Annotated in this window: 17 protein-coding genes; 11 read left to right on the forward strand and 6 right to left on the reverse strand. The window is 70.8% G+C overall.

Annotation, left to right across the window (positions count from 1 at the left end; translation table 11 throughout):
* Nucleotides 1-9: 9 nt before the first annotated feature.
* Nucleotides 10-429 carry a GNAT family N-acetyltransferase gene (locus tag IM770_RS13095; protein ID WP_203581657.1) on the reverse strand — a complete coding sequence of 140 codons (420 nt, stop codon included), beginning with the start codon at nucleotides 427-429 and terminating at the stop codon, nucleotides 10-12.
* A 150-nt stretch (nucleotides 430-579) separates the two neighbouring features.
* On the opposite strand from IM770_RS13095, the gene rlmN reads away from it, so the two are divergent.
* From rlmN to IM770_RS13130, 7 genes are all read left to right on the forward strand, one after another.
* Nucleotides 580-1,821: a dual-specificity RNA methyltransferase RlmN gene (rlmN, locus tag IM770_RS13100; protein WP_203581583.1), complete on the forward strand. Its 1,242-nt coding sequence runs from the start codon at nucleotides 580-582 to the stop codon at nucleotides 1,819-1,821.
* A 138-nt stretch (nucleotides 1,822-1,959) separates the two neighbouring features.
* Nucleotides 1,960-3,612 (forward strand): DUF4407 domain-containing protein, encoded by a 1,653-nt coding sequence (locus IM770_RS13105; protein ID WP_203581584.1) that lies wholly within the window; start codon nucleotides 1,960-1,962, stop codon nucleotides 3,610-3,612.
* A 269-nt stretch (nucleotides 3,613-3,881) separates the two neighbouring features.
* Entirely contained in the window at nucleotides 3,882-5,615 is a 1,734-nt protein-coding gene (locus IM770_RS13110) for an ABC transporter ATP-binding protein (protein ID WP_203581585.1), read from the forward strand.
* Entirely contained in the window at nucleotides 5,612-7,741 is a 2,130-nt protein-coding gene (locus tag IM770_RS13115) for an ABC transporter ATP-binding protein (RefSeq protein WP_239066169.1), read from the forward strand. Before IM770_RS13110 ends, IM770_RS13115 begins: the two co-directional genes overlap by 4 nt.
* A gap of 158 nt (nucleotides 7,742-7,899) precedes the next feature.
* Nucleotides 7,900-8,913 carry an aldo/keto reductase family protein gene (locus IM770_RS13120; RefSeq protein ID WP_203581586.1) on the forward strand — a complete coding sequence of 338 codons (1,014 nt, stop codon included), beginning with the start codon at nucleotides 7,900-7,902 and terminating at the stop codon, nucleotides 8,911-8,913.
* A gap of 24 nt (nucleotides 8,914-8,937) precedes the next feature.
* A complete protein-coding gene (locus IM770_RS13125; RefSeq protein ID WP_203581587.1) occupies nucleotides 8,938-9,420 on the forward strand; it encodes an NUDIX hydrolase in 483 nt (160 codons plus the stop codon).
* Between the two features lie 227 nt (nucleotides 9,421-9,647).
* The gene (locus tag IM770_RS13130) at nucleotides 9,648-10,010 is read left to right on the forward strand and encodes a VOC family protein (protein WP_203581588.1); all 363 of its coding nucleotides are present in this window, start codon (nucleotides 9,648-9,650) and stop codon (nucleotides 10,008-10,010) included.
* Nucleotides 10,011-10,126: 116 nt separating this feature from the next.
* Here the strand turns inward: IM770_RS13130 and IM770_RS13135 are convergent, their stop codons facing one another.
* Genes IM770_RS13135 through IM770_RS13150 form a run of 4 tightly spaced genes read right to left on the reverse strand, consistent with a single transcriptional unit; the run spans nucleotide 10,127 to nucleotide 13,737 of the window.
* Entirely contained in the window at nucleotides 10,127-10,657 is a 531-nt protein-coding gene (locus IM770_RS13135) for a ribonuclease H family protein (RefSeq protein ID WP_203581589.1), read from the reverse strand.
* A gap of 10 nt (nucleotides 10,658-10,667) precedes the next feature.
* Complete coding sequence (locus IM770_RS13140; protein WP_307785459.1) at nucleotides 10,668-11,183, reverse strand: GbsR/MarR family transcriptional regulator; 516 nt, start codon at nucleotides 11,181-11,183, stop codon at nucleotides 10,668-10,670.
* Between the two features lie 8 nt (nucleotides 11,184-11,191).
* Entirely contained in the window at nucleotides 11,192-12,811 is a 1,620-nt protein-coding gene (locus IM770_RS13145; RefSeq protein ID WP_203581590.1) for an ABC transporter permease, read from the reverse strand.
* On the reverse strand, nucleotides 12,808-13,737 hold the full coding sequence (locus IM770_RS13150; RefSeq protein ID WP_203581591.1) for an ABC transporter ATP-binding protein: 930 nt from the start codon (nucleotides 13,735-13,737) through the stop codon (nucleotides 12,808-12,810). Before IM770_RS13150 ends, IM770_RS13145 begins: the two co-directional genes overlap by 4 nt.
* Before the next feature lie 112 nt (nucleotides 13,738-13,849).
* On the opposite strand from IM770_RS13150, the gene IM770_RS13155 reads away from it, so the two are divergent.
* Complete coding sequence (locus IM770_RS13155; RefSeq protein ID WP_203581592.1) at nucleotides 13,850-14,269, forward strand: DUF1801 domain-containing protein; 420 nt, start codon at nucleotides 13,850-13,852, stop codon at nucleotides 14,267-14,269.
* A 35-nt stretch (nucleotides 14,270-14,304) separates the two neighbouring features.
* Here the strand turns inward: IM770_RS13155 and IM770_RS13160 are convergent, their stop codons facing one another.
* Complete coding sequence (locus IM770_RS13160; RefSeq protein ID WP_203581593.1) at nucleotides 14,305-15,210, reverse strand: hypothetical protein; 906 nt, start codon at nucleotides 15,208-15,210, stop codon at nucleotides 14,305-14,307.
* Between the two features lie 154 nt (nucleotides 15,211-15,364).
* Between IM770_RS13160 and IM770_RS13165 the strand changes: the two genes are divergently transcribed.
* The 3 genes from IM770_RS13165 (at nucleotide 15,365) to prpB (ending at nucleotide 18,717) form a co-directional block, all read left to right on the forward strand.
* A complete protein-coding gene (locus tag IM770_RS13165) occupies nucleotides 15,365-16,057 on the forward strand; it encodes a GntR family transcriptional regulator (RefSeq protein ID WP_203581594.1) in 693 nt (230 codons plus the stop codon).
* Nucleotides 16,058-16,089: 32 nt separating this feature from the next.
* Nucleotides 16,090-17,616 (forward strand): MmgE/PrpD family protein, encoded by a 1,527-nt coding sequence (locus IM770_RS13170; protein ID WP_203581595.1) that lies wholly within the window; start codon nucleotides 16,090-16,092, stop codon nucleotides 17,614-17,616.
* 201 nt (nucleotides 17,617-17,817) lie between these two features.
* On the forward strand, nucleotides 17,818-18,717 hold the full coding sequence (gene prpB / locus IM770_RS13175) for a methylisocitrate lyase (protein WP_203581596.1): 900 nt from the start codon (nucleotides 17,818-17,820) through the stop codon (nucleotides 18,715-18,717).
* Nucleotides 18,718-18,719: the final 2 nt, after the last annotated feature.

The following is an 18,719-nucleotide window of genomic DNA, read 5'->3' on the forward strand; positions in this document are numbered from 1 at the left end:
ACCGCTCCGTCACCCGAGGCTCTTGCGCAGGAACACCTGCTCGATGCCGTCGTCGCCCGCCACGCGCTGACTCTCGGCGTAGCCCTCGCGCTGGTAGAGCCGCAGGTTCGCGTCGCTGAGCGACCCGGTGAACAGCTCGGCCTCGGTCGCGCCGGCCTCGGCGCCGCGCTGCTCGACGGCGCCGAGCAGCAGCGTCCCGATGCCGCGGCCCTGCTGGTCGGGGGCGATGGCGAGGCGCCCGATCAGCAGCAGCTCGCCGTCGCGGCGCGCGCGCACGGCGCCGACCATGCGGGTGCCGTCGAAGGCGACGCAGCCGAGGTTGTCGATGAGCTCGGCCGCCACCTCGTCGAGCGTCTGGGTGAGCGGCGGCATGTCGGGCGTGCCGTAGATGAGCGCCTCCGAGACGAACGCCGCCCGCTGCAGCGTCATGACCTCGCCGGCGTCGTCCGGGCGGATCGGTCGCACAGTCACGTCGTCGTTCACGCGGCCACGCTAGCCGACCCGCGGGTGGGCGGGCAGGGGTTGACGGTGCGCGTCGGCATCGGCATCCGTCCAGGCGCGTCGCCTACCCTGGAAACCATGACCGATTCGCCTGTTCGCACCACCAAAGCACGCCAGGTGCGTCCGGCGACGGAGGGATGGACGCAGAAGAAGGATGCCGAGGGCCGGCCCCTCCTCCAGTTCGCCAGTCCCAAGCGCGGCAAGCCGCCCGTGCACCTGGCCGACTTCACCCCCGAGCAGCGCGTCGAGAAGGTCAAAGAGCTCGGGCTCCCGGGCTTCCGGGCGAAGCAGCTCGAGAAGCACTACTTCCAGCACTTCACGCACAACCCGGCCGACATGACCGATCTCCCCGCCGACGGGCGCGAGGAGTTCGTGCACGGCATGCTGCCGCCCCTTCTCACCGAGGTGCGCCGCCTCGAGACCGACCGCGGCGACACGATCAAGTTCCTGTGGAAGCTGCACGACGGCGCGCTCGTCGAGTCGGTGCTCATGCGCTACCCCGGCCGCATCACGCTGTGCGTGTCGTCGCAGGCCGGCTGCGGCATGAACTGCCCGTTCTGCGCGACCGGCCAGGCGGGTCTCACGCGCAACATGTCGGCCGCCGAGATCGTCGAGCAGGTCGTGCGCGCCAACCGTCTCATCGCCGAGGGCGGCCTCGGCGGCAAGAAGAAGGGCGACCACTCCGCCGAGCGCGTGTCGAACATCGTCTTCATGGGCATGGGCGAGCCGCTCGCGAACTACGCGCGCGTCATGCAGGCGGTGCGCGTCATGACCGACAAGCAGCACGGCCTCGGCATGAGCGCCCGCGGCATCACCGTCTCGACCGTCGGCCTCGTGCCGGCGATCACGAAGCTCGCGCAGGAGGACATCCCGGTCACCTTCGCGCTCTCGCTGCACGCCCCCGACGACAAGCTGCGCGACGAGCTCATCCCGGTGAACTCGCGCTGGAAGGTCGACGAGGCCCTCGACGCCGCTCGCGCCTACTTCGACAAGACCGGCCGCCGCGTCTCGATCGAGTACGCGCTCATCAAGGACATGAACGACCACGGCTGGCGCGCCGACCTCCTCGCCGAGAAGCTCAACGCCCGCGGCCGCGGCTGGGTGCATGTGAACCCGATCCCGCTCAACCCGACCCCCGGCTCCATCTGGACGGCCTCCGAGGTCGGCGTGCAGAACGAGTTCGTGCGCCGGCTCAACGACGCCGGCATCCCGACGACCCTCCGCGACACGCGCGGCAAAGAGATCGACGGCGCGTGCGGCCAGCTCGTCGCCACCGAGGAGGACGAGGCGGTCGCCGCCGTCACCCCGCTCGAGGACTGACGCCCCGGGAACCGCGCCAGTCCGGGCTCGAGAACCCGCGAAGTCCCGACATCGCGTCTCGGCGCGGATCGATCCGGGCGCGCTCTCACGTTCCTCTCATGCACCTGCCGCACAGGTTGGCCCCCCTAGGGTGTCCGGGTGTCTTCTTACTCCGCGCACCGGCCGGGCCGGTTCGGCTCCGACGGCCGGATCGAGTTCGAGACAGACGGCGACCAGACCGAGGATCTCTACCTCGACGACGTGCGCGCGCAGCAGGCAGCGGGCGAGCCGACGGACGAGCGTCCGCGGGACGACGAGCGTCCGAGTGACGATGACGGCCCCGAAGACCCGTTCCCCGAGACCCGGGATCTACTCGAGGACGCGCTCGCGATGAACCCGACCCAGCCCGTCGCGGTCGCCGGACGGCCGGCCGTCGAGGAGCAGCCGGCGATCGGCGAGTGGGGAACACTCGACGAACCGGCCGACCCGGCAGCCCCGGCAGCCCCCGCCGCCGAACCGGCCGCGACCGTCGTCGAGCCGGCGGACGCGGCATCCGTCCCTCCCGTCCGTCCGAAGCGGGAGAAGCGCGCGAAGCGCCGCCGCGAGCGCGGCTCGGGGTGGCGGAAGCTCGCGATCCTGGGCGGCGCCGACGGCTCGGTGCTCGACGAGGTGCCCACCGAGACGCCTCGCTTCGTGCAGATGTTCTTCGTGATCGCCGGCACGGCGCTGATCTCGGCGATCTCGATGTACTTCGCCCTCACCACCGGCGTGCGCATCGTCGCGTGGGGCGCGCTGCCGCTCGCGATCGTGTGGGCGCTCATCATCTTCAACCTCGACCGCTTCCTGACTTCGACGATGCGCTCCACGCGCAACCTCTGGAAGCTCCTCGCGCTCGCCTTCCCGCGCGTCATCATGGCGGCGATCATCGGCATCGTCGTGGCGGAGCCGCTCGTGCTGCAGATCTTCCACAACGACATCGCGCGCGAGGTGAACACGACGAACCTCACGCAGGCGCAGTCCGATCAGGACGCCGTCACGTCCGGACCCGAGAAGCAGGCACTGGATGCCGCGAGCGAACGCGTCGCCGCCCTCGAGAGCCAGGCGGCCAGCGGTGTCGTGGCGGGCGCCGACACCACGTCGGCGTCGACGGCCGCCGCGCAGCAGACCGTCGACGACCTGACCGCCAAGCTGGCCGCGCAGCAGCAGGTCATCGACCAGGCGCGCGCCATCTACCAGTGCGAGCTCACCGGCCAGGGCGCCGGGGAAGTGGCGGGCTGCAGCGGCGTCGCGGGCGAGGGTGCGAGCTCGGGCGCAGCCGAGGCCCAGCTCGCGGCCGCGCAGGCGTCGTACGACGAGCTGGCCACTCAGCTCGCCGCCGCCCAGGCCGACCTGTCGGCGGCGCAGGCCGCGGGCACGGCGGAGGCGAGCGCGTCCGAGACGCAGAACAAGCAGCAGGCGGAGGACGAGCTCCCGGCGGCCCGCGAGCAGTACCAGGCCGCGCTCGCCGCCTACGACGCCCGGGCGGCCGAGATCGCCAGCGGCAACTCCGGCGCGGTGGGACTGCTCAGCCAGATCAGCGGACTCGAGCGGCTCTCGGAGCGCGAGCCCGCGCTGAAGTGGGCGCACTGGCTCATCGCGGCGCTGTTCTTCATGGTCGAGCTGCTCCCGGTGATCGTGAAGGTGCTCACGAGCTACGGCGATCCGTCGCTGTACGAGAAGGCCGATGCGCTGCGACGCCAGGTCGCGCTCGATCGCGTCACCGCCCGCAGCTGGCGCGAGCGCGCCGACATCGCGCAGGGCGGCGCGGCCTGACCGCAGAGACAGGGAGGGGACGGATGCCGGGGGCCGCGGCATCCGTCCCCTCCATCGTGGCGTGGGTGCGGCGTGGGAGCGGTCTCGCGGGTCACGATATATCGTGTTAGAGTGACCGGCGGGTCGCCCCTGGGAGGCGACCACGATCCCGTTCCGCCCTGGTGAACGGCACTGCCGCGATGTCGGCGGGCCGTGTCAAGGTGGGTCGGCACCCTCAGATCCGCAGAGGCGGAGCCTTGCCATGGCTTCGCCGTGTCCGGGAGAACCTCGTGCTCGGAAGAATCCTCGTCCGCTACCTCAAACCGTCCGGCTGGCTGCTGCTCGGCGTGCTGATCTTCCAGTCAGCCTCCGCCGTCGCGTCGCTGTACCTCCCCAGCCTCAACGCCGACATCATCGACAACGGCGTCTCGAAGGGCGACACCGACTACATCTGGCGCACCGGCATGGTCATGCTGACCGTGTCGCTCGGCCAGATCGTCGCCTCGATCATCGCGACCTGGTTCGCCGCGCGCGCCGCGATGCGGCTCGGCCGCGACATCCGCGACGACATCTTCGAACGCGTGTCGGGCTTCTCCGAGCGTGAGGTCACCGGCTTCGGAGCGGGGTCGCTCATCACCCGCAACACCAACGACGTGCAGCAGGTGCAGATGCTCGCGATGATGGCCGCGACGTTCCTGGTGACGGCTCCGCTGCTCGCGATCGGGGGCATCGTGCTCGCGATCGAGCAGGCGGCCAGCCTGGCGTGGATCATCGCGATCTCGGTGCCGGTGCTGCTCGTCGTCGCGGGTCTCCTCATCGCGCGCATGGTGCCGCTGTTCCGCAGCTACCAGGGCAAGCTCGACGGGGTGAACCGCGTGATGCGCGAGCAGCTCACGGGCATCCGCGTCATCCGCGCCTTCGTCCGCGAGCCCATCGAAGAGGAGCGCTTCCGCGAGGCCAACACCGACATCATGGTCGTCGGACGCAAGGTCGGCTCGCTCTTCGTGGTGCTGTTCCCCGCGGTGATGCTGATCCTCAACGTCACCGTGATCGGCGTGATCTGGTTCGGCGGCATGCAGGTCGACAGCGGAGAGATCCAGATCGGCACGCTCTTCGCCTTCATGCAGTACGCGATGATCATCCTCTCGGGCGTCATGATGGCGAGCTTCATGACGCTGATGATCCCGCGCGCCGCCGTCTCGGCCGAGCGCGTCGGCGAGGTGCTCGACACCCATTCCTCGCTGACGCGTCCGTCGGACGCGGTCACCGCGTTCCCGGCACCCGGCACCGTCGAGTTCCGTGACGTCGCCTTCACCTACCCGGGCGCCGAGCAGCCGATCCTGGCGGGCATCAGCTTCCGGGCCGCCGCCGGTGAGACCGTCGCGATCGTCGGCTCCACCGGCGCCGGCAAGACGACCCTCGTCTCCTTGATCCCGCGGCTGTTCGACGCCACCGCCGGTGTCGTCGAGGTCGGCGGGGTCGACGTGCGGCGCGCCGACCTCGACGCGCTGTGGCGCACCATCGGCCTCGTCCCGCAGCGCCCGTTCCTCTTCTCGGGCACGATCGCGTCGAACCTGCGGTTCGGCCGTGAAGACGCGACGGATGCCGAGCTCTGGCGTGCGCTCGAGATCGCCCAGGCGAGCGACTTCGTGAGCCAGATGGAGGCGGGGATCGACGCGCCGATCGCCCAGGGCGGCACGAACGTCTCGGGCGGACAGCGGCAGCGCCTCGCCATCGCGCGAGCCATCGTCCACCAGCCGCAGGTGCTGGTCTTCGACGACTCGTTCTCGGCGCTCGACCTCACCACCGATGCGCGCCTCAGGCAGGCGCTGTGGCGGGAGCTCCCCGAGGTCACCAAGATCGTCGTCGCCCAGCGGGTCTCGACGATCACCGACGCCGACCGCATCGTCGTGCTCGACGACGGCGGCATCGTGGGCATCGGCACGCACGAGGAGCTCCTCGAGTCGAGCCAGACCTACCGCGAGATCGTCGAATCCCAGCTCGGAGCGGAGGTCGCCCGATGAGCGACGAACAGCAGTCTCACGCTGACAAGTCCTCCACCACCCGCCGGCGTGTGCGCCAGGCCGTGGCGGAGCTCAGCGCCGAGGAGAAGGCCGAGATCGAGCTCGGCGAGCAGGCGCGCATCGCCGCCGACGACTGGAGCGGCGCCGTCGCCCCGGGCAAGGCCGCGCACTTCTGGCCGTCCTTCCGGCGGCTGATCGGGCTGCTGCGCCCGAACGCGTGGGCGTTCGTGTTCGTGTCGATCCTCGGATCCCTCGGCGTCGTGCTCGCCGTGCTGTCGCCGAAGGTGCTCGGCGAGGCGACCAACATCCTGTTCGAGGGCGTGGTGTCTTCGATGGCGCCCGCGGGGATGACCAAGGAGCAGGTCGTCCAGGGACTCGAGGCGTCGGGTCAGCAGGACCTCGCGAACATCGTCTCGGCCATGGAGAACTTCGTGCCCGGGGCCGGCGTCGACTTCATGGCGCTCAGCCGCGTGCTGCTCATCGTGCTCGGGCTGTACTTCGCGTCGTCGCTGCTGATGTGGCTGCAGGGCTACGTCATCAACGTCATCATGGTGCGCGTCATGTGGCGCCTCCGCGAAGAGGTCGAGGCGAAGATCAACCGCCTGCCACTGCGCTACTTCGACCGTGTGCAGCGCGGAGAGCTGATCTCGCGGGTCACGAACGACATCGACAACATCACGCAGATGATGCAGCAGTCGCTGTCGCAGGCGCTTACGAGCGTGCTCACCGTGATCGGCGTGCTGATCATGATGCTCACGATCTCGTGGCAGCTGACGCTCGTGGTGCTGATCAGCTTCCCGCTGATGGCCGTCCTGTTCGGCGTCATCGGGCCGCGGTCGCAGAAGGCGTTCGGCATCCAGTGGCGCAAGGTGGGCCGCCTGAACGCGCGCGTCGAGGAGTCGTTCTCCGGCCACGCGCTGGTCAAGGTGTTCGGTCGCGAGCAGGCCTCGCGCGAGGCGTTCCGCGCCGAGAACGAGGAGCTGTATCAGGCCTCGTTCAAGGCCCAGTTCCTGTCCAACATCATGATGCCCGCGATGATGTTCATCGGGAACCTGACCTACGTCGGGATCGCGGTCTTCGGCGCACTGATGGTCGCCGGCGGCCAGCTGCGACTCGGCGACGTGCAGGCGTTCATCCAGTACTCGCAGCAGTTCACCCAGCCCCTGGCCGAGCTCGGCGGCATGGCGGCGGTCGTGCAGTCGGGCACCGCCTCGGCCGAGCGCGTGTTCGAGCTGCTCGACGAGCCCGAGCAGGAGCCCGACGCCGCCGATGCCCCGGCCCCCGTCGAGGGCGATGGCACGATCGAGTTCCAGGACGTCGCGTTCTCGTACTCGCCGGACCGGCCGCTCATCCACGACCTGTCGTTCCGCGTCGAACCCGGCCAGACGGTCGCGATCGTGGGCCCGACCGGCGCCGGCAAGACCACGCTCGTGAACCTGCTGATGCGCTTCTACGAGCTGGACGGCGGCCGCATCCTGCTCAACGGCCAGAACATCGCCGAGCTCACCCGCCGCGACATCCGAGCCGAGACCGGAATGGTGCTGCAGGATCCGTGGCTGTTCGCCGGCACGATCCGCGAGAACATCCGGTACGGCCGTGCCGACGCGACCGACGACGAGATCCTGGCCGCTGCGCGCGCCACGTACGTCGACCGGTTCGTGCACTCCCTGCCGGACGGCTATGACACGCTCCTCGACGAGGACGCGTCGAACATCTCCGCCGGCGAGAAGCAGCTCATCACGATCGCCCGCGCGTTCGTGGCGCAGCCGTCGGTGCTCATCCTCGACGAGGCGACCAGCTCGGTCGACACCCGCACCGAGCTGCTCCTGCAGCACGCCATGGCGGCGCTGCGCGAGGGTCGCACGTCGTTCGTGATCGCGCACCGGCTGTCGACCATCCGCGACGCCGACCTCATCCTCGTGATGGAGAACGGCGGCATCGTCGAGAAGGGCACGCACGATCACCTCATCGCGGCCAAGGGAGCGTACTTCCGCCTCTACAACTCGCAGTTCGAGCAGGCCGCGGCCGATCTCGACGAAGAGGCACGCGGCCTGGCAGAGGCGCAGCGCGGCCCGTCGCTCGAGCCGGACGACGCGATCGAGGACGAGACCGCGCCCGTGCGGTGACACGCAGCGGATGACGGATGCCGCGACCCGGCCGGCGCGGCCGGGTCGCGGCATCCGTCGTCGCACTGCGATCGGAGCGGGTCGCGGCATCCGTCCATCCGTTTCGCGATGCGACGAGCGCGGGCCGAGAGGTGCCCTCAGACGGGTAGCGTTTTCTCATGGTCAATTACCGGTACCTCGGAAACAGCGGTCTCAAGGTCAGTGAGATCACCTACGGCAACTGGGTCACGCACGGCTCGCAGGTCGACGACTCCGCCGCGATCGCGACGGTCCACGCGGCGCTCGACGCCGGCATCACCACGTTCGACACCGCCGACGTCTACGCGAACACCGCCGCCGAGACCGTGCTCGGCAAGGCGCTCGACGGCCAGCGCCGCGAGTCGCTCGAGATCTTCACGAAGGTCTACTGGCCCACCGGTCCCGGCGGCGCCAACGACACCGGCCTCAGCCGCAAGCACATCCTCGAGTCCATCAACGGTTCGCTCAAGCGCCTCGGCACCGACTACGTCGACCTCTACCAGGCGCACCGCTACGACTACGACACGCCCCTCGAGGAGACGTTCCAGGCTTTCGCCGACATCGTCCGACAGGGCAAGGCGCTCTACATCGGCGTCTCGGAGTGGACGGCCGAGCAGCTGCGTGAGGGCCACGCGCTCGCCAAGAGCTACGGCATCCAGCTCATCTCGAACCAGCCGCAGTACTCCGCGCTGTGGCGCGTCATCGAGGAGCGCGTCGTGCCGGCCTCGGAGGAGCTCGGCATCTCGCAGATCGTGTGGTCGCCGATGGCGCAGGGCGTGCTGTCGGGCAAGTACCTCCCCGGCCAGCCGCTGCCCGAGGGCTCGCGCGCGACCGACGAGAAGAGCGGCGCGCGCTTCATCCAGCGGTTCCTGCGCGACGAGGTGCTCGAGGCCGTGCAGCGCCTGAAGCCCGTCGCCGAGCAGGCGGGCATCTCACTGCCGCAGCTGGCGATCGCCTGGGTGCTGCAGAACAAGAACGTCGCGTCGGCACTGGTCGGGGCCTCGCGTCCGGAGCAGCTCGCCGAGACGGTCAAGGCCTCGGGCGTCGTGCTCGACGCCGACACGCTCGCGGCCATCGACGAGGCCCTCGGCGACGCGGTCTACCGCGACCCCGAGGACACCTACACGGTGTCGCCCAAGACCCGCGTGGCGTGACGCGGCTGACGGCCTGAGGCTGACATGCCGAAGACGACCAGCGCCGGCATCCTGCTCTACCGGCTCGAGCCCGCCCTCGAGGTGCTCATCGCGCACATGGGCGGTCCGTTCTGGGCGAGCAAGGATGCCGGCGCCTGGTCGGTCCCCAAGGGCGAGTTCGCCGAGGGGGAGGAGGGCGCGCTGGATGCCGCCCGCCGCGAGTTCCGCGAGGAGCTCGGCATCGACCCGCCCGAGCCGCCCTACGCCGAGCTCGGCACGTTCGCGTACTCGTCGGGCAAGCGCGTGACGGTGTTCGTCGCCGACGGCACCGGGTTCTCCCTCGAGGGGGTCGAGTTCGGCGAGTTCGAGCTGGAGTGGCCGCCGCGCTCGGGGAAGACCGCGCGGTTCCCCGAGGTCGACCGCCTGGAATGGACGACGACGGATGCCGCGCGCGAGCGCCTCGTGAAGGGCCAGCGTCCCGCGATCGACGCGCTCGAGAAGCACCTCGCCGAGGCCGCGGAGGCCTGACCCCCGGCTCGACCCCGCGCCGCGGCGCCCGCGCCGCGCGACCCCGCGCCGCGGCGCCCGGGCCCGGCCCGGCCCGGGTGCCGGGTGCCGGCCGCGAGAGTACAGCTGGTCGCCGAGCGAGTGGTTGGTTCCCACCTCTCGTCCACCAGCTGTACTCTCGCGGGCTCTTGTGGGGCGGCGGTGGGCGGCGGAGACTGACGGAGGCCGATCAGACGAGAGGAACCGCCATGGCTCACGGCGACATCACGCACATCGACATCCCGGTCAGCGACTTCGAGAGGGCGACCGCGTTCTACTCCGGCCTCTTCGGCTGGCAGATCGCCGAGGTGCCCGGCTTCGAGGGCTATCCCATGTGGCAGGCGCCCAACAAGATCTCGGGCGGCGGTCTCGCTCCGCGCAGCGACGGCTTCAGCCAGCCGCGGTCCTACGTCGAGGTCGACTCCATCGACGAGACCGTCGCCGCGGCGAAGGACGCCGGCGCCACCGTCGTGATGGAGAAGAGCGAGATCAGCCCCACCAGCTGGTGGGCGGTCATCACCGACCCGGACGGCAACAGCATCGGGCTCTACGAGGGCACGACCGAGGGCTGAGTCCGGTCCGCCTGACGGCGACCGCTGCACTTTCCTGCGACCGTGCCGCGAATCGACGCAGCGCTCGCAGGTTCAGGCAGCGGTCGTGGTCGCGCCGCCGGTTCGCCGAGGTGTGGTCAGCGGCCGTTCTTCGGCCGGCTGGACACGTCGATGCGATCCTGCGCGCCGAGCGACGACCACGCGCTCGCCGTGCCCTTCGCCGCGTGCTCCGAGGCGCGCACGGCGCGCTCGTCGGCCCACGCGTTGAGCACGTGGCCGGAGTGGCCGCGCACGTGCTCGAGCACCACGTCGGGAAGCCCCGCCGCGCGCCGCGCGTCGCGGGCGACGATGAGCTGCTCGAGGATGTCGACGTTCTTGGTCGGCGCGCCGGTCGACGTCTTCCAGCCGCGGCGGCGGTGGCCGTCCATCCACTTCGTGTAGGTGTCGATGGCGTACTTCGAGTCGGCCTGCACCACGAGGTGCGCGACGTCGGCGTGGTCCTCGATCGCCTTGAGCAGACCCGTGAGCTCGCCGACGTTGTTCGTGCCGGAAGGGATCGAGCCGGCCGCCCAGTGGCCGTCCTCGCCGACCCATGCCCAGCCCGTCGGTCCGGGGTTGCCCTTGCAGGCTCCGTCGGTGGCAACGATGTAGCGGGGCGCGTCTGTCACTCGGGCAAGGCTACCCGGCCGATGGCTCTTCTCCGCCCGCGGCTCCGCCTTCGGCTCCGCCTTCGGCCCCGCCGCGCTGAGCGCGCCACTCGACCGTGAGCTGCGGCATCCGCTCCGCCAGGTAGCGCAGGAAGTCCGCGATCTCGTGTGCGCGCGCCGCCGACACGGGGGCGTCGGCGTTGTCGTCCGCGATGCGGTCGAGGTAGGCGGCGAGGCTGTCGTACAGCGGTGCGTTCGACGAGATCATGCCCGACCACGCGTCGTCGGCGAGGTCGTACCGGTCGCGCCGGTCACCGGGCCGTGAGAGCCGGTGGATCAGCCGCATCGAGACGAGGTAGCGGACGGCGCCCGACACGGCGGCGGCCGAGACGCCGAGCCGCTCGCCCAGCTCGGCGGCCGTGTACCCGTCGTCGGGCGAGCCGGCGAGCGCCATCATCACCCGCGCCGGCATGCGCGGCATGCCGACAGCGGTCAGCATGGCGGCCGCCTGCTCGGCGGCCTCGGCTCCCGGATGCTCGCTCGGCACGACCCGGCCTATCCCGCGGCCGCCAGTTCGCGCCGTCGCATGAGCGAGAGCGATGCGGCGGCTCCGACACCGGTCGCGAGCACGAGCCACCACAGTCCGCGCAGATCGACGTCGTCGCCGTCGACGAACGGCGTCACCGCGATCGGCGAGAGGTGAACGAGCCAATCGGGAAACTGGAACAGCGGCCCGAAGAGCCCGAGCATCATGCCGAGCAGCACCAGCGACCACCCGAGGGGAATGGTCGCGCGCGGCACCAGCACGAAGGCGAGCGCCGTCACGACCAGGAAGACGGATGCCGCGGCCACCTGTCCGGCGCCGGTCACGAACACCGTCCGCATGAGGTCCCACTCGCCGTCCTGGCTCGCCAGCCCCAGAGCCGCGCCGCCGATGGCCGCAGCCACGACGAGGACGATGCCGGCCAGCGCGACGACGAGGTAGTCCGCCAGCCATCGGACGCGTCCGACCGGCGCCGCCAGCAGCGGCTCGGCGGTGCCGTGGGCCTCCTCCTGGCGCGCACGGCACACGATCTGCACCGCGCAGCACGCCGCGAGCACGCCGAGCATGGTGAAGAACGTCGTGATCGTGCCCTGCTCGACGCTGCCCTCGCCCGAGATCTGCCGCAGGATCTCTTCGACCGCGGGGTTGGACGCGCCGACCTCCTTCACGATCGAGGCGAGCGACGTCGACAGCATCCCGGTGAGAAGACCGCCGACCGCCCAGCCGAGCACCGCGCCGCGCGTGAGGCGCCAGACGAGGCCGGCCGGGGTGGAGAGCGCGGGCGAGGCGGAGGCCCGCCCGAGGCGCTCGGCGACGAAGCTGCCGCCGAGGTCGCGGGCCGAGACGAGCGCAGCCGACACCGCGGTGAGCAGCACGCCGACGCCGACGCACAGCAGCGCCGGCCACCACAGGTTCTCGTCGAACGCGCGCGTGTTCTCGCCCCAGCCGAACGGGGAGAGCCACGTGAGCCACGAGCTCTCCATGCGCGTGAGGTCGTCGCTCGGGGTGCCGATCGCGTTGCCCAGGCCCGAGATCACGAAGGTCGCGACGAGCGTCCAAACGGCGAGCGAGTTGGCTCCGCGCGAGGTGCGCATCAGCTGAGCGGCGAAGAGTCCCACCCCGAGGAAGGTCAGCCCGACGGCGCCCACCGCCGTCCCCGCGAGCAGTGAGCCCTCGACGTCGAGCCCGACGGCCAGGAACGCGGCGGCGGTGAGCGCCGCCAGCAGCGCGTTCGCCAGCAATCCGTGCAGCGCGGTCGCGAAGAACGGCAGCGTGCGGGCTGCCGGCGTCGCCGCGACCAGCTCGGCACGACCGGCCTCCTCGTCGCCGCGGGTGTGGCGCACCGCGAGGAACGTGCTCATGAAGGCGGCGAGCATCGCCAGCCACGGGAAGATGAGGAACACCATGAACGCGCCCTCGCCGGTGCCCGATGGCAGGCCGCGGAACAACAGGATCACGGGGTTGGCGAGCGCCGCCCCGAGCAGCGAAGTGCGGTCCTGCTCGGTGCCGTAGGCGTCGCTCACGCCGACGAACGACGCGTACGCGAGCAGGGCGGTGCCCACCGCCCACAGCAGCACCTGCAGCCAGTCGCGCCGTGCGCGCTGGCCCATCAGGGCGAGGAGGCGGCTCATCGTCCGCGACCGTTGCCCTCGAGCGCGGCGAGGTCGTCGCCGTAGTGCCGCAGGAACAGCTCCTCCAGCGACGGCGGCGCGACCCGCAGTCCCGCGACGTTCCGAGCTGCCAGCTCGGGCAGCATCCCGGCGACCGCATCGCTGTCGACCGTGAAGCGCACCCGCCCGTCATCGGCCACGACGTCATGCGCTGCGGCGATGCCGGCGGCGGCCGCGGCATCCGTCCCCTCGAACGAGATCTCGGTCCGTGTGAGGTGCCGGAGATCCGCGAGGGTGCCGGACTCGACGACCTTGCCCGCGCGGATGATCGAGACGCGGTCGCACAGCTGCTCGACCTCGGAGAGGATGTGACTCGACAGCAGCACGGTCGCACCGGCGGCGCGCACGCGCGCGATCTCGGACCGGAACATGACCTCCATGAGCGGGTCGAGACCGCTGGTGGGCTCATCGAGGATGTACAGGTCGGCGGGCACGGCGAACGCGGCGATGAGCGCGACCTTCTGCCGGTTGCCCTTCGAGTAGGCACGGCCCTTCTTGCGCGGGTCGAACTGGAACGCCTCGGCGAGGCGCTCCTTCTCGGCGGCGTACGCACGGTCGTGTCGGGATGCGCCGCGCAGGCGTGACATCAGGTCGATCGCCTCGCCGCCCGACAGGTTCGGCCAGACGCTGACGTCGCCCGGCACGTACGCGATGCGCCGGTGGAGCGCGACGGCGTCGCGCCACGGATCCTTGTCGAAGACGGATGCCTCGCCCCCGGTCTTGCGCGCGAGGCCCAGCAGAACGCGGATCGTGGTGGACTTGCCGGCGCCGTTCGGCCCGAGGAATCCGTGGATCTGCCCCTCCTCGACGGCGAGGTCGAGCCCGTCGAGGGCGTGGACGCGGCCGTAGTGCTTGGTGAGGCCGCTGGTGCGGATGACGCTGGACATGGCGCTGACGGTACGCCTGTTTCACAAATCCGTGAATACTCTCCTCACGCTTTCCTCACGGTCCGGCGGCGCCCGCTTTCCTCCCGGCGGGGCGGCGCGATACCGTCACGCCATGGCCGCCGGCATCCTCACGACCGACTCGACCCCATTCCGGGAGACGCTCGAGGGGCGCTCCGACGAGGTGCGCGAGATCGCCCTCGGCGCCCGGCGGCTGATCTTCGAACTGCTGCCGCAGACGGTCGAGGTGGTGTGGCCCGCGCAGCGCAGCTCGGGCTACGGCACCGGACCGAAGAAGACCACCGAGCAGTTCGCGTGGATCCTCGCGCACGCCGCTCACGTGACCCTCGCGTTCCCCTACGGCGCCGAGCTCGACGACCCTGCCGGGCTTCTCGGCGGCACGGGGGCGAAGGTGCGGAACGTGCGGCTGGGGTCTGTGGGTGATGTCAGCCGGCCAGAGCTGCGCGTCCTGCTCGAACAGGCGATGCGGCACCGCGTTCCCGCGCCGCCGGAGACGGTGACCGTGCGGTCCTGACGGCCGCCGCTGCGCGCCGCTCACCCGCGGGTGCGTCAGCCTCCCGGGCAGTCGCCCGTCGTCCCGTAGCACACCGGGAAGTCGCGCCCGTCGTCGACGGGCGCGGGCTGAGGTCCGAACCTGCCCTGGGGAACCTGGAAGACCAGTGCGGCGAGGAGTGCGAGCGCGAAGGCGATCGCCGTCAGCCACAGCAGCGCGCGCCGACGCGCCCAGATCGCAGCCACGACGGCGACCAGCAGGCTGCCGAGGGCGATGACCGCGATGATCACGTAGTGGTCGCCCTGCTCCGCTGTGGCGACGACAGGATCGCTCCAGATGCGGAGGTAGACGCCGGCCCAGTGCGCGGGCAGGGCGAAGGCTGCCACGCCGCCCACCACGAGGAGCACGATCGCCGCGCCGCTCGCGATCGCACGGGCGGAGTGCTGCTCGGTGGACCGCAGTCGGAGCGCGAGCCCGGCCACGACGCCCACGACCGCAGCGCCGAAGAGTCCCGCGGCCTGCCACACGAAGGGGATGAGGAATATCGGCGAGACCAAGGCCTGAGGCTGGTCGAGGGTGCGAGGGTAAGCGATCATGATGCCCGCGAACGTCGCCGCGGGAGCGAGCGCGAGCGCCCACACGACGACCGCGCGGGGACTGAGGCGACGCCCGATCAGGCCCACGACCGCCACCGCGGGCGTCCAGAGCAGCAGCTGCGGGCTCGTGATGAGGGCCACCAGCTCCTCGGCACCGAGGATTCCGGGGCCGCCGACGAGCGCGAAATAGAGGAACGAGCCGACCAGGAACGTCGCAGCGCCCGTCGCGGCGGTGAGGAGCGCCTGACTCGGGGCGCCTCTGCCTCGGCGGGATGCGCCGGGCGGGATGTCGGGAAGTGCGTCCACGTCGGAGGCGAGCGCATCGGGGGAGGCGGGAGGCGTCGGCAGGGGCTCGGAGTCCGGCATCGGTCCGATGCTAGGCGAGACCATCCGTCTGCGACAGCCGCACGCCCGCAGGAGCGCTCTGTGTATACGAAAGTCCGCTTCACTGGGCCGGAGATGCACTCCAAACGGATTTATGTATACACTGGCGAGGGTGTCGGACGAGGAGGTGGGGCGGATGCGAGCGAGTGACCGCGCGTACGCGACCCTCCTCGACGAGATCCAGTCCGGCGTGCTGCGCCCGGGCGCCGTTCTCGGCGAGGTCGAGCAGGCGGCTCGTCTCGGCGTCAGCCGCACCCCGCTCCGCGAGGCATTGGGCCGGCTGGGAGCCGACGGTCTGGTCGCGCAGCAATCGCCCCGGGTCACCGTCGTCACCGCCATCGAGGCCGACGACATCCGCGAGATCTTCGAGGTGCGCCGCGCGCTGGAGGAATCAGCCGCGCGGCTGGCCGCCGAGCGGGGCGACGCCGGCTCCTTCGCCGATCTGGCCCGGGACTTCGCCCGAGTCGACCTCGCCGGCGGCGACAGCGGCGACGCCGATGCGCGTGACGAGTACTACGCCCTCATCGCCCGCTTCGACGAGGCGCTCGACTCCGCCGTCGCCAACGACTACCTCACCGCCGCACTGCGGACCGTGCGCACGCACCTCGTGCGGGTGCGTCGACTCGCACGCGACAATCCGGGCCGGCTCGCGGCATCCGTCGCCGAGCACCGGCTGATCGCCGCCGCGATCGCCGCACGCGACGCCGACCTCGCCGCGCACGCGACGCACGTGCACCTGCACAACGCCCTCACGAACATCCTCGAGTCCCTCGACGCCTCGACGGGCCCAGCGACCGGTGCGGTTCCCGCCGCGCATCCGGTCGCCTGAGCCGTCGACGGGCGCAACACCGAAAGGCCGACATGACCGTCATCCACCACCTCCGTGTCCACCGCAGCGACGAGAACCTCGTGCGCGAGGGGCAGCTCGCGTGGCACATCGCCGAGGTCGCCGCAGACCCGGTGGAGGTCGACGCCGACGTCGTCGACATGATCATCAACCGCGTGATCGACAACGCGGCCGTGGCCGCGGCATCCCTCACCCGCGCTCCGGTGAGCGCCGCCCGCCAGCAGGCGCTCGACCACGCCGTGTCGGTCGGCGGCTCGGGGGCCACCGTGTTCGGCTGCGCGCTCGACCGTCGCACCTCGCCCGAGTGGGCGGCGTGGGCGAACGGCGTGGCGGTGCGCGAGCTCGACTACCACGACACGTTCCTCGCCGCGGACTACTCGCACCCGGGCGACAACATCCCGCCGATCCTCGCCGTCGCGCAGCACGTCGGCGCCGACGGCGCCGCGCTCGTGCGGGGCCTCGCGACCGGGTACGAGATCCAGATCGACCTGGTGCGCGCCATCTGCCTGCACAAGCACAAGATCGACCACGTCGCCCACCTCGGCCCGTCGGCGGCCGCGGGCATCGGCACGCTCCTCGGCCTCGACGTCGAGACGATCTACCAGGCCGTCGGCCAGGCGCTCCACACGACCACCGCCACGCGCCAGTCGCGCAAGGGCGAGATCTCGACCTGGAAGGCGCACGCCCCCGCGTTCGCGGGCAAGATGGCGGTCGAGGCCGTCGACCGCGCGATGCGCGGCGAGACGTCGCCGAGCCCCATCTACGAGGGCGAGGACGGCGTGATCGCGTGGATGCTGGACGGACCGGATGCCTCATACGAGGTGCCGCTGCCGGGTGAGGGCGAGCCGAAGCGCGGCATCCTCGATTCGTACACCAAGGAGCACTCGGCCGAGTATCAGGCGCAGGCCTGGATCGACCTCGCGCGCAAGCTGCACGGAGAGCACCCGGAGCTTCTCGACCCCGCGAACGTCGAGTCGATCGTTCTGCACACGTCGCACCACACGCACTACGTCATCGGGTCCGGCGCGAACGACCCCCAGAAGTACGACCCGAAGGCCTCGCGCGAGACGCTCGACCACTCGATCCCGTACATCTTCGCCGTCGCGCTGCAGGACGGCGGCTGGCACCACGTGGATTCCTACACCCCCGAGCGTGCGGGTCGTGAAGACACCGTCGCGCTGTGGAACAAGATCACCACCGCCGAGGACGAGGAGTGGACGCGCCGCTACCACTCCGAGAACCCCGACGAGAAGGCGTTCGGCGGCCGCGTGGAGATCCGCCTGACGAACGGCGAGACCATCGTCGACGAGATCGCCGTCGCTGACGCTCACCCGCTGGGTGCGCGTCCGTTCGCCCGCGAGGACTACGTGCGCAAGTTCCGCCTGCTGGCCGAACCCGTGCTCGCGGCCGACGAGATCGAGCGCTTCCTCGACCTCGCCGAGCGCCTGCCGGAGCTGACCCCCGAAGAGGTGCAGCAGCTCACGATCGTCGCGGACTTCGGCGTGCTGGCGGCCGCTCCTGCGCCGAAGGGGCTGTTCTGATGCGCGTTTCGTCTCGCTCCGCTCGCTCAACGACCGAGCAACACCGGTCGTTGAGCGGGGGAGCGCCAGCGACCGACCAATACCGGTCGTTGAGCGGGGGAGCGCCAGCGACCGAGACGAAACGCCCCGACCATGCGAGGACCATCTGATGCTGCGCTTCGTCTCGCTTCGCTCGCTCAACGACCGTGAGGAGCTTCGCCAGTGCTGTACTCGATAGTGCCCGCGCACGAGAAGCGGCGGCTGTTCCGCGAGCGGCTCGCATCCGGCGAGCTGCTGCGGTTCCCGGGTGCGTTCAACCCGCTGTCGGCCCGGCTCATCGAGCGCAAGGGGTTCGAGGGCGTCTACATCTCGGGGGCGGTGCTGAGCGCCGACCTCGGCCTGCCCGACATCGGACTGACCACGCTCACCGAGGTCGCCGCGCGGGGGCAGCAGATCGCCCGCATGACCGACCTCCCGGCGATCATCGACGCCGACACCGGCTTCGGTGAGCCGATGAACGTCGCCCGCACGATCCAGACCCTCGAGGACGCCGGCATCGCCGGCACGCACATCGAGGACCAGATCAACCCCAAGCGGTGCGGCCACCTCGACGGCAAGGCCGTCGTCGACGAAGACACTGCGGTCAAGCGCATCCGCGCGGCGGCCGACGCCCGTCGCGACCCGAACTTCCTGATCATGGCACGCACCGACATCCGCGCGGTGGAGGGGCTGGATGCCGCGACCGACCGCGCGAAGGCGCTCGTCGACGCGGGGGCCGATGCGATCTTCCCCGAGGCGATGCGGTCGCTCGACGAGTTCGCCGCGATGCGCGCCGCCGTGGACGTGCCGATCCTCGCCAACATGACCGAGTTCGGCAAGTCCGAGCTCTTCACCGTCGACCAGCTGCAGGGCGTCGGCGTCAACATCGTGATCTGGCCGGTCTCACTGCTGCGGATCGCGATGGGCGCGGCATCCCGCGCACTCGATACGCTCATCGACGACGGGCATCTGACCTCGAAGCTCGGCGAGATGCAGCACCGCGCCGACCTCTACGACCTCATCGACTACGAGCAGTACAACCACTTCGACCAGGACGTCTTCAACTTCCAGGTCCAGCGCTGACC

This window comes from Microbacterium hibisci, from assembly GCF_015278255.1.
Classification (GTDB): Bacteria; Actinomycetota; Actinomycetes; order Actinomycetales; family Microbacteriaceae; genus Microbacterium; species Microbacterium hibisci.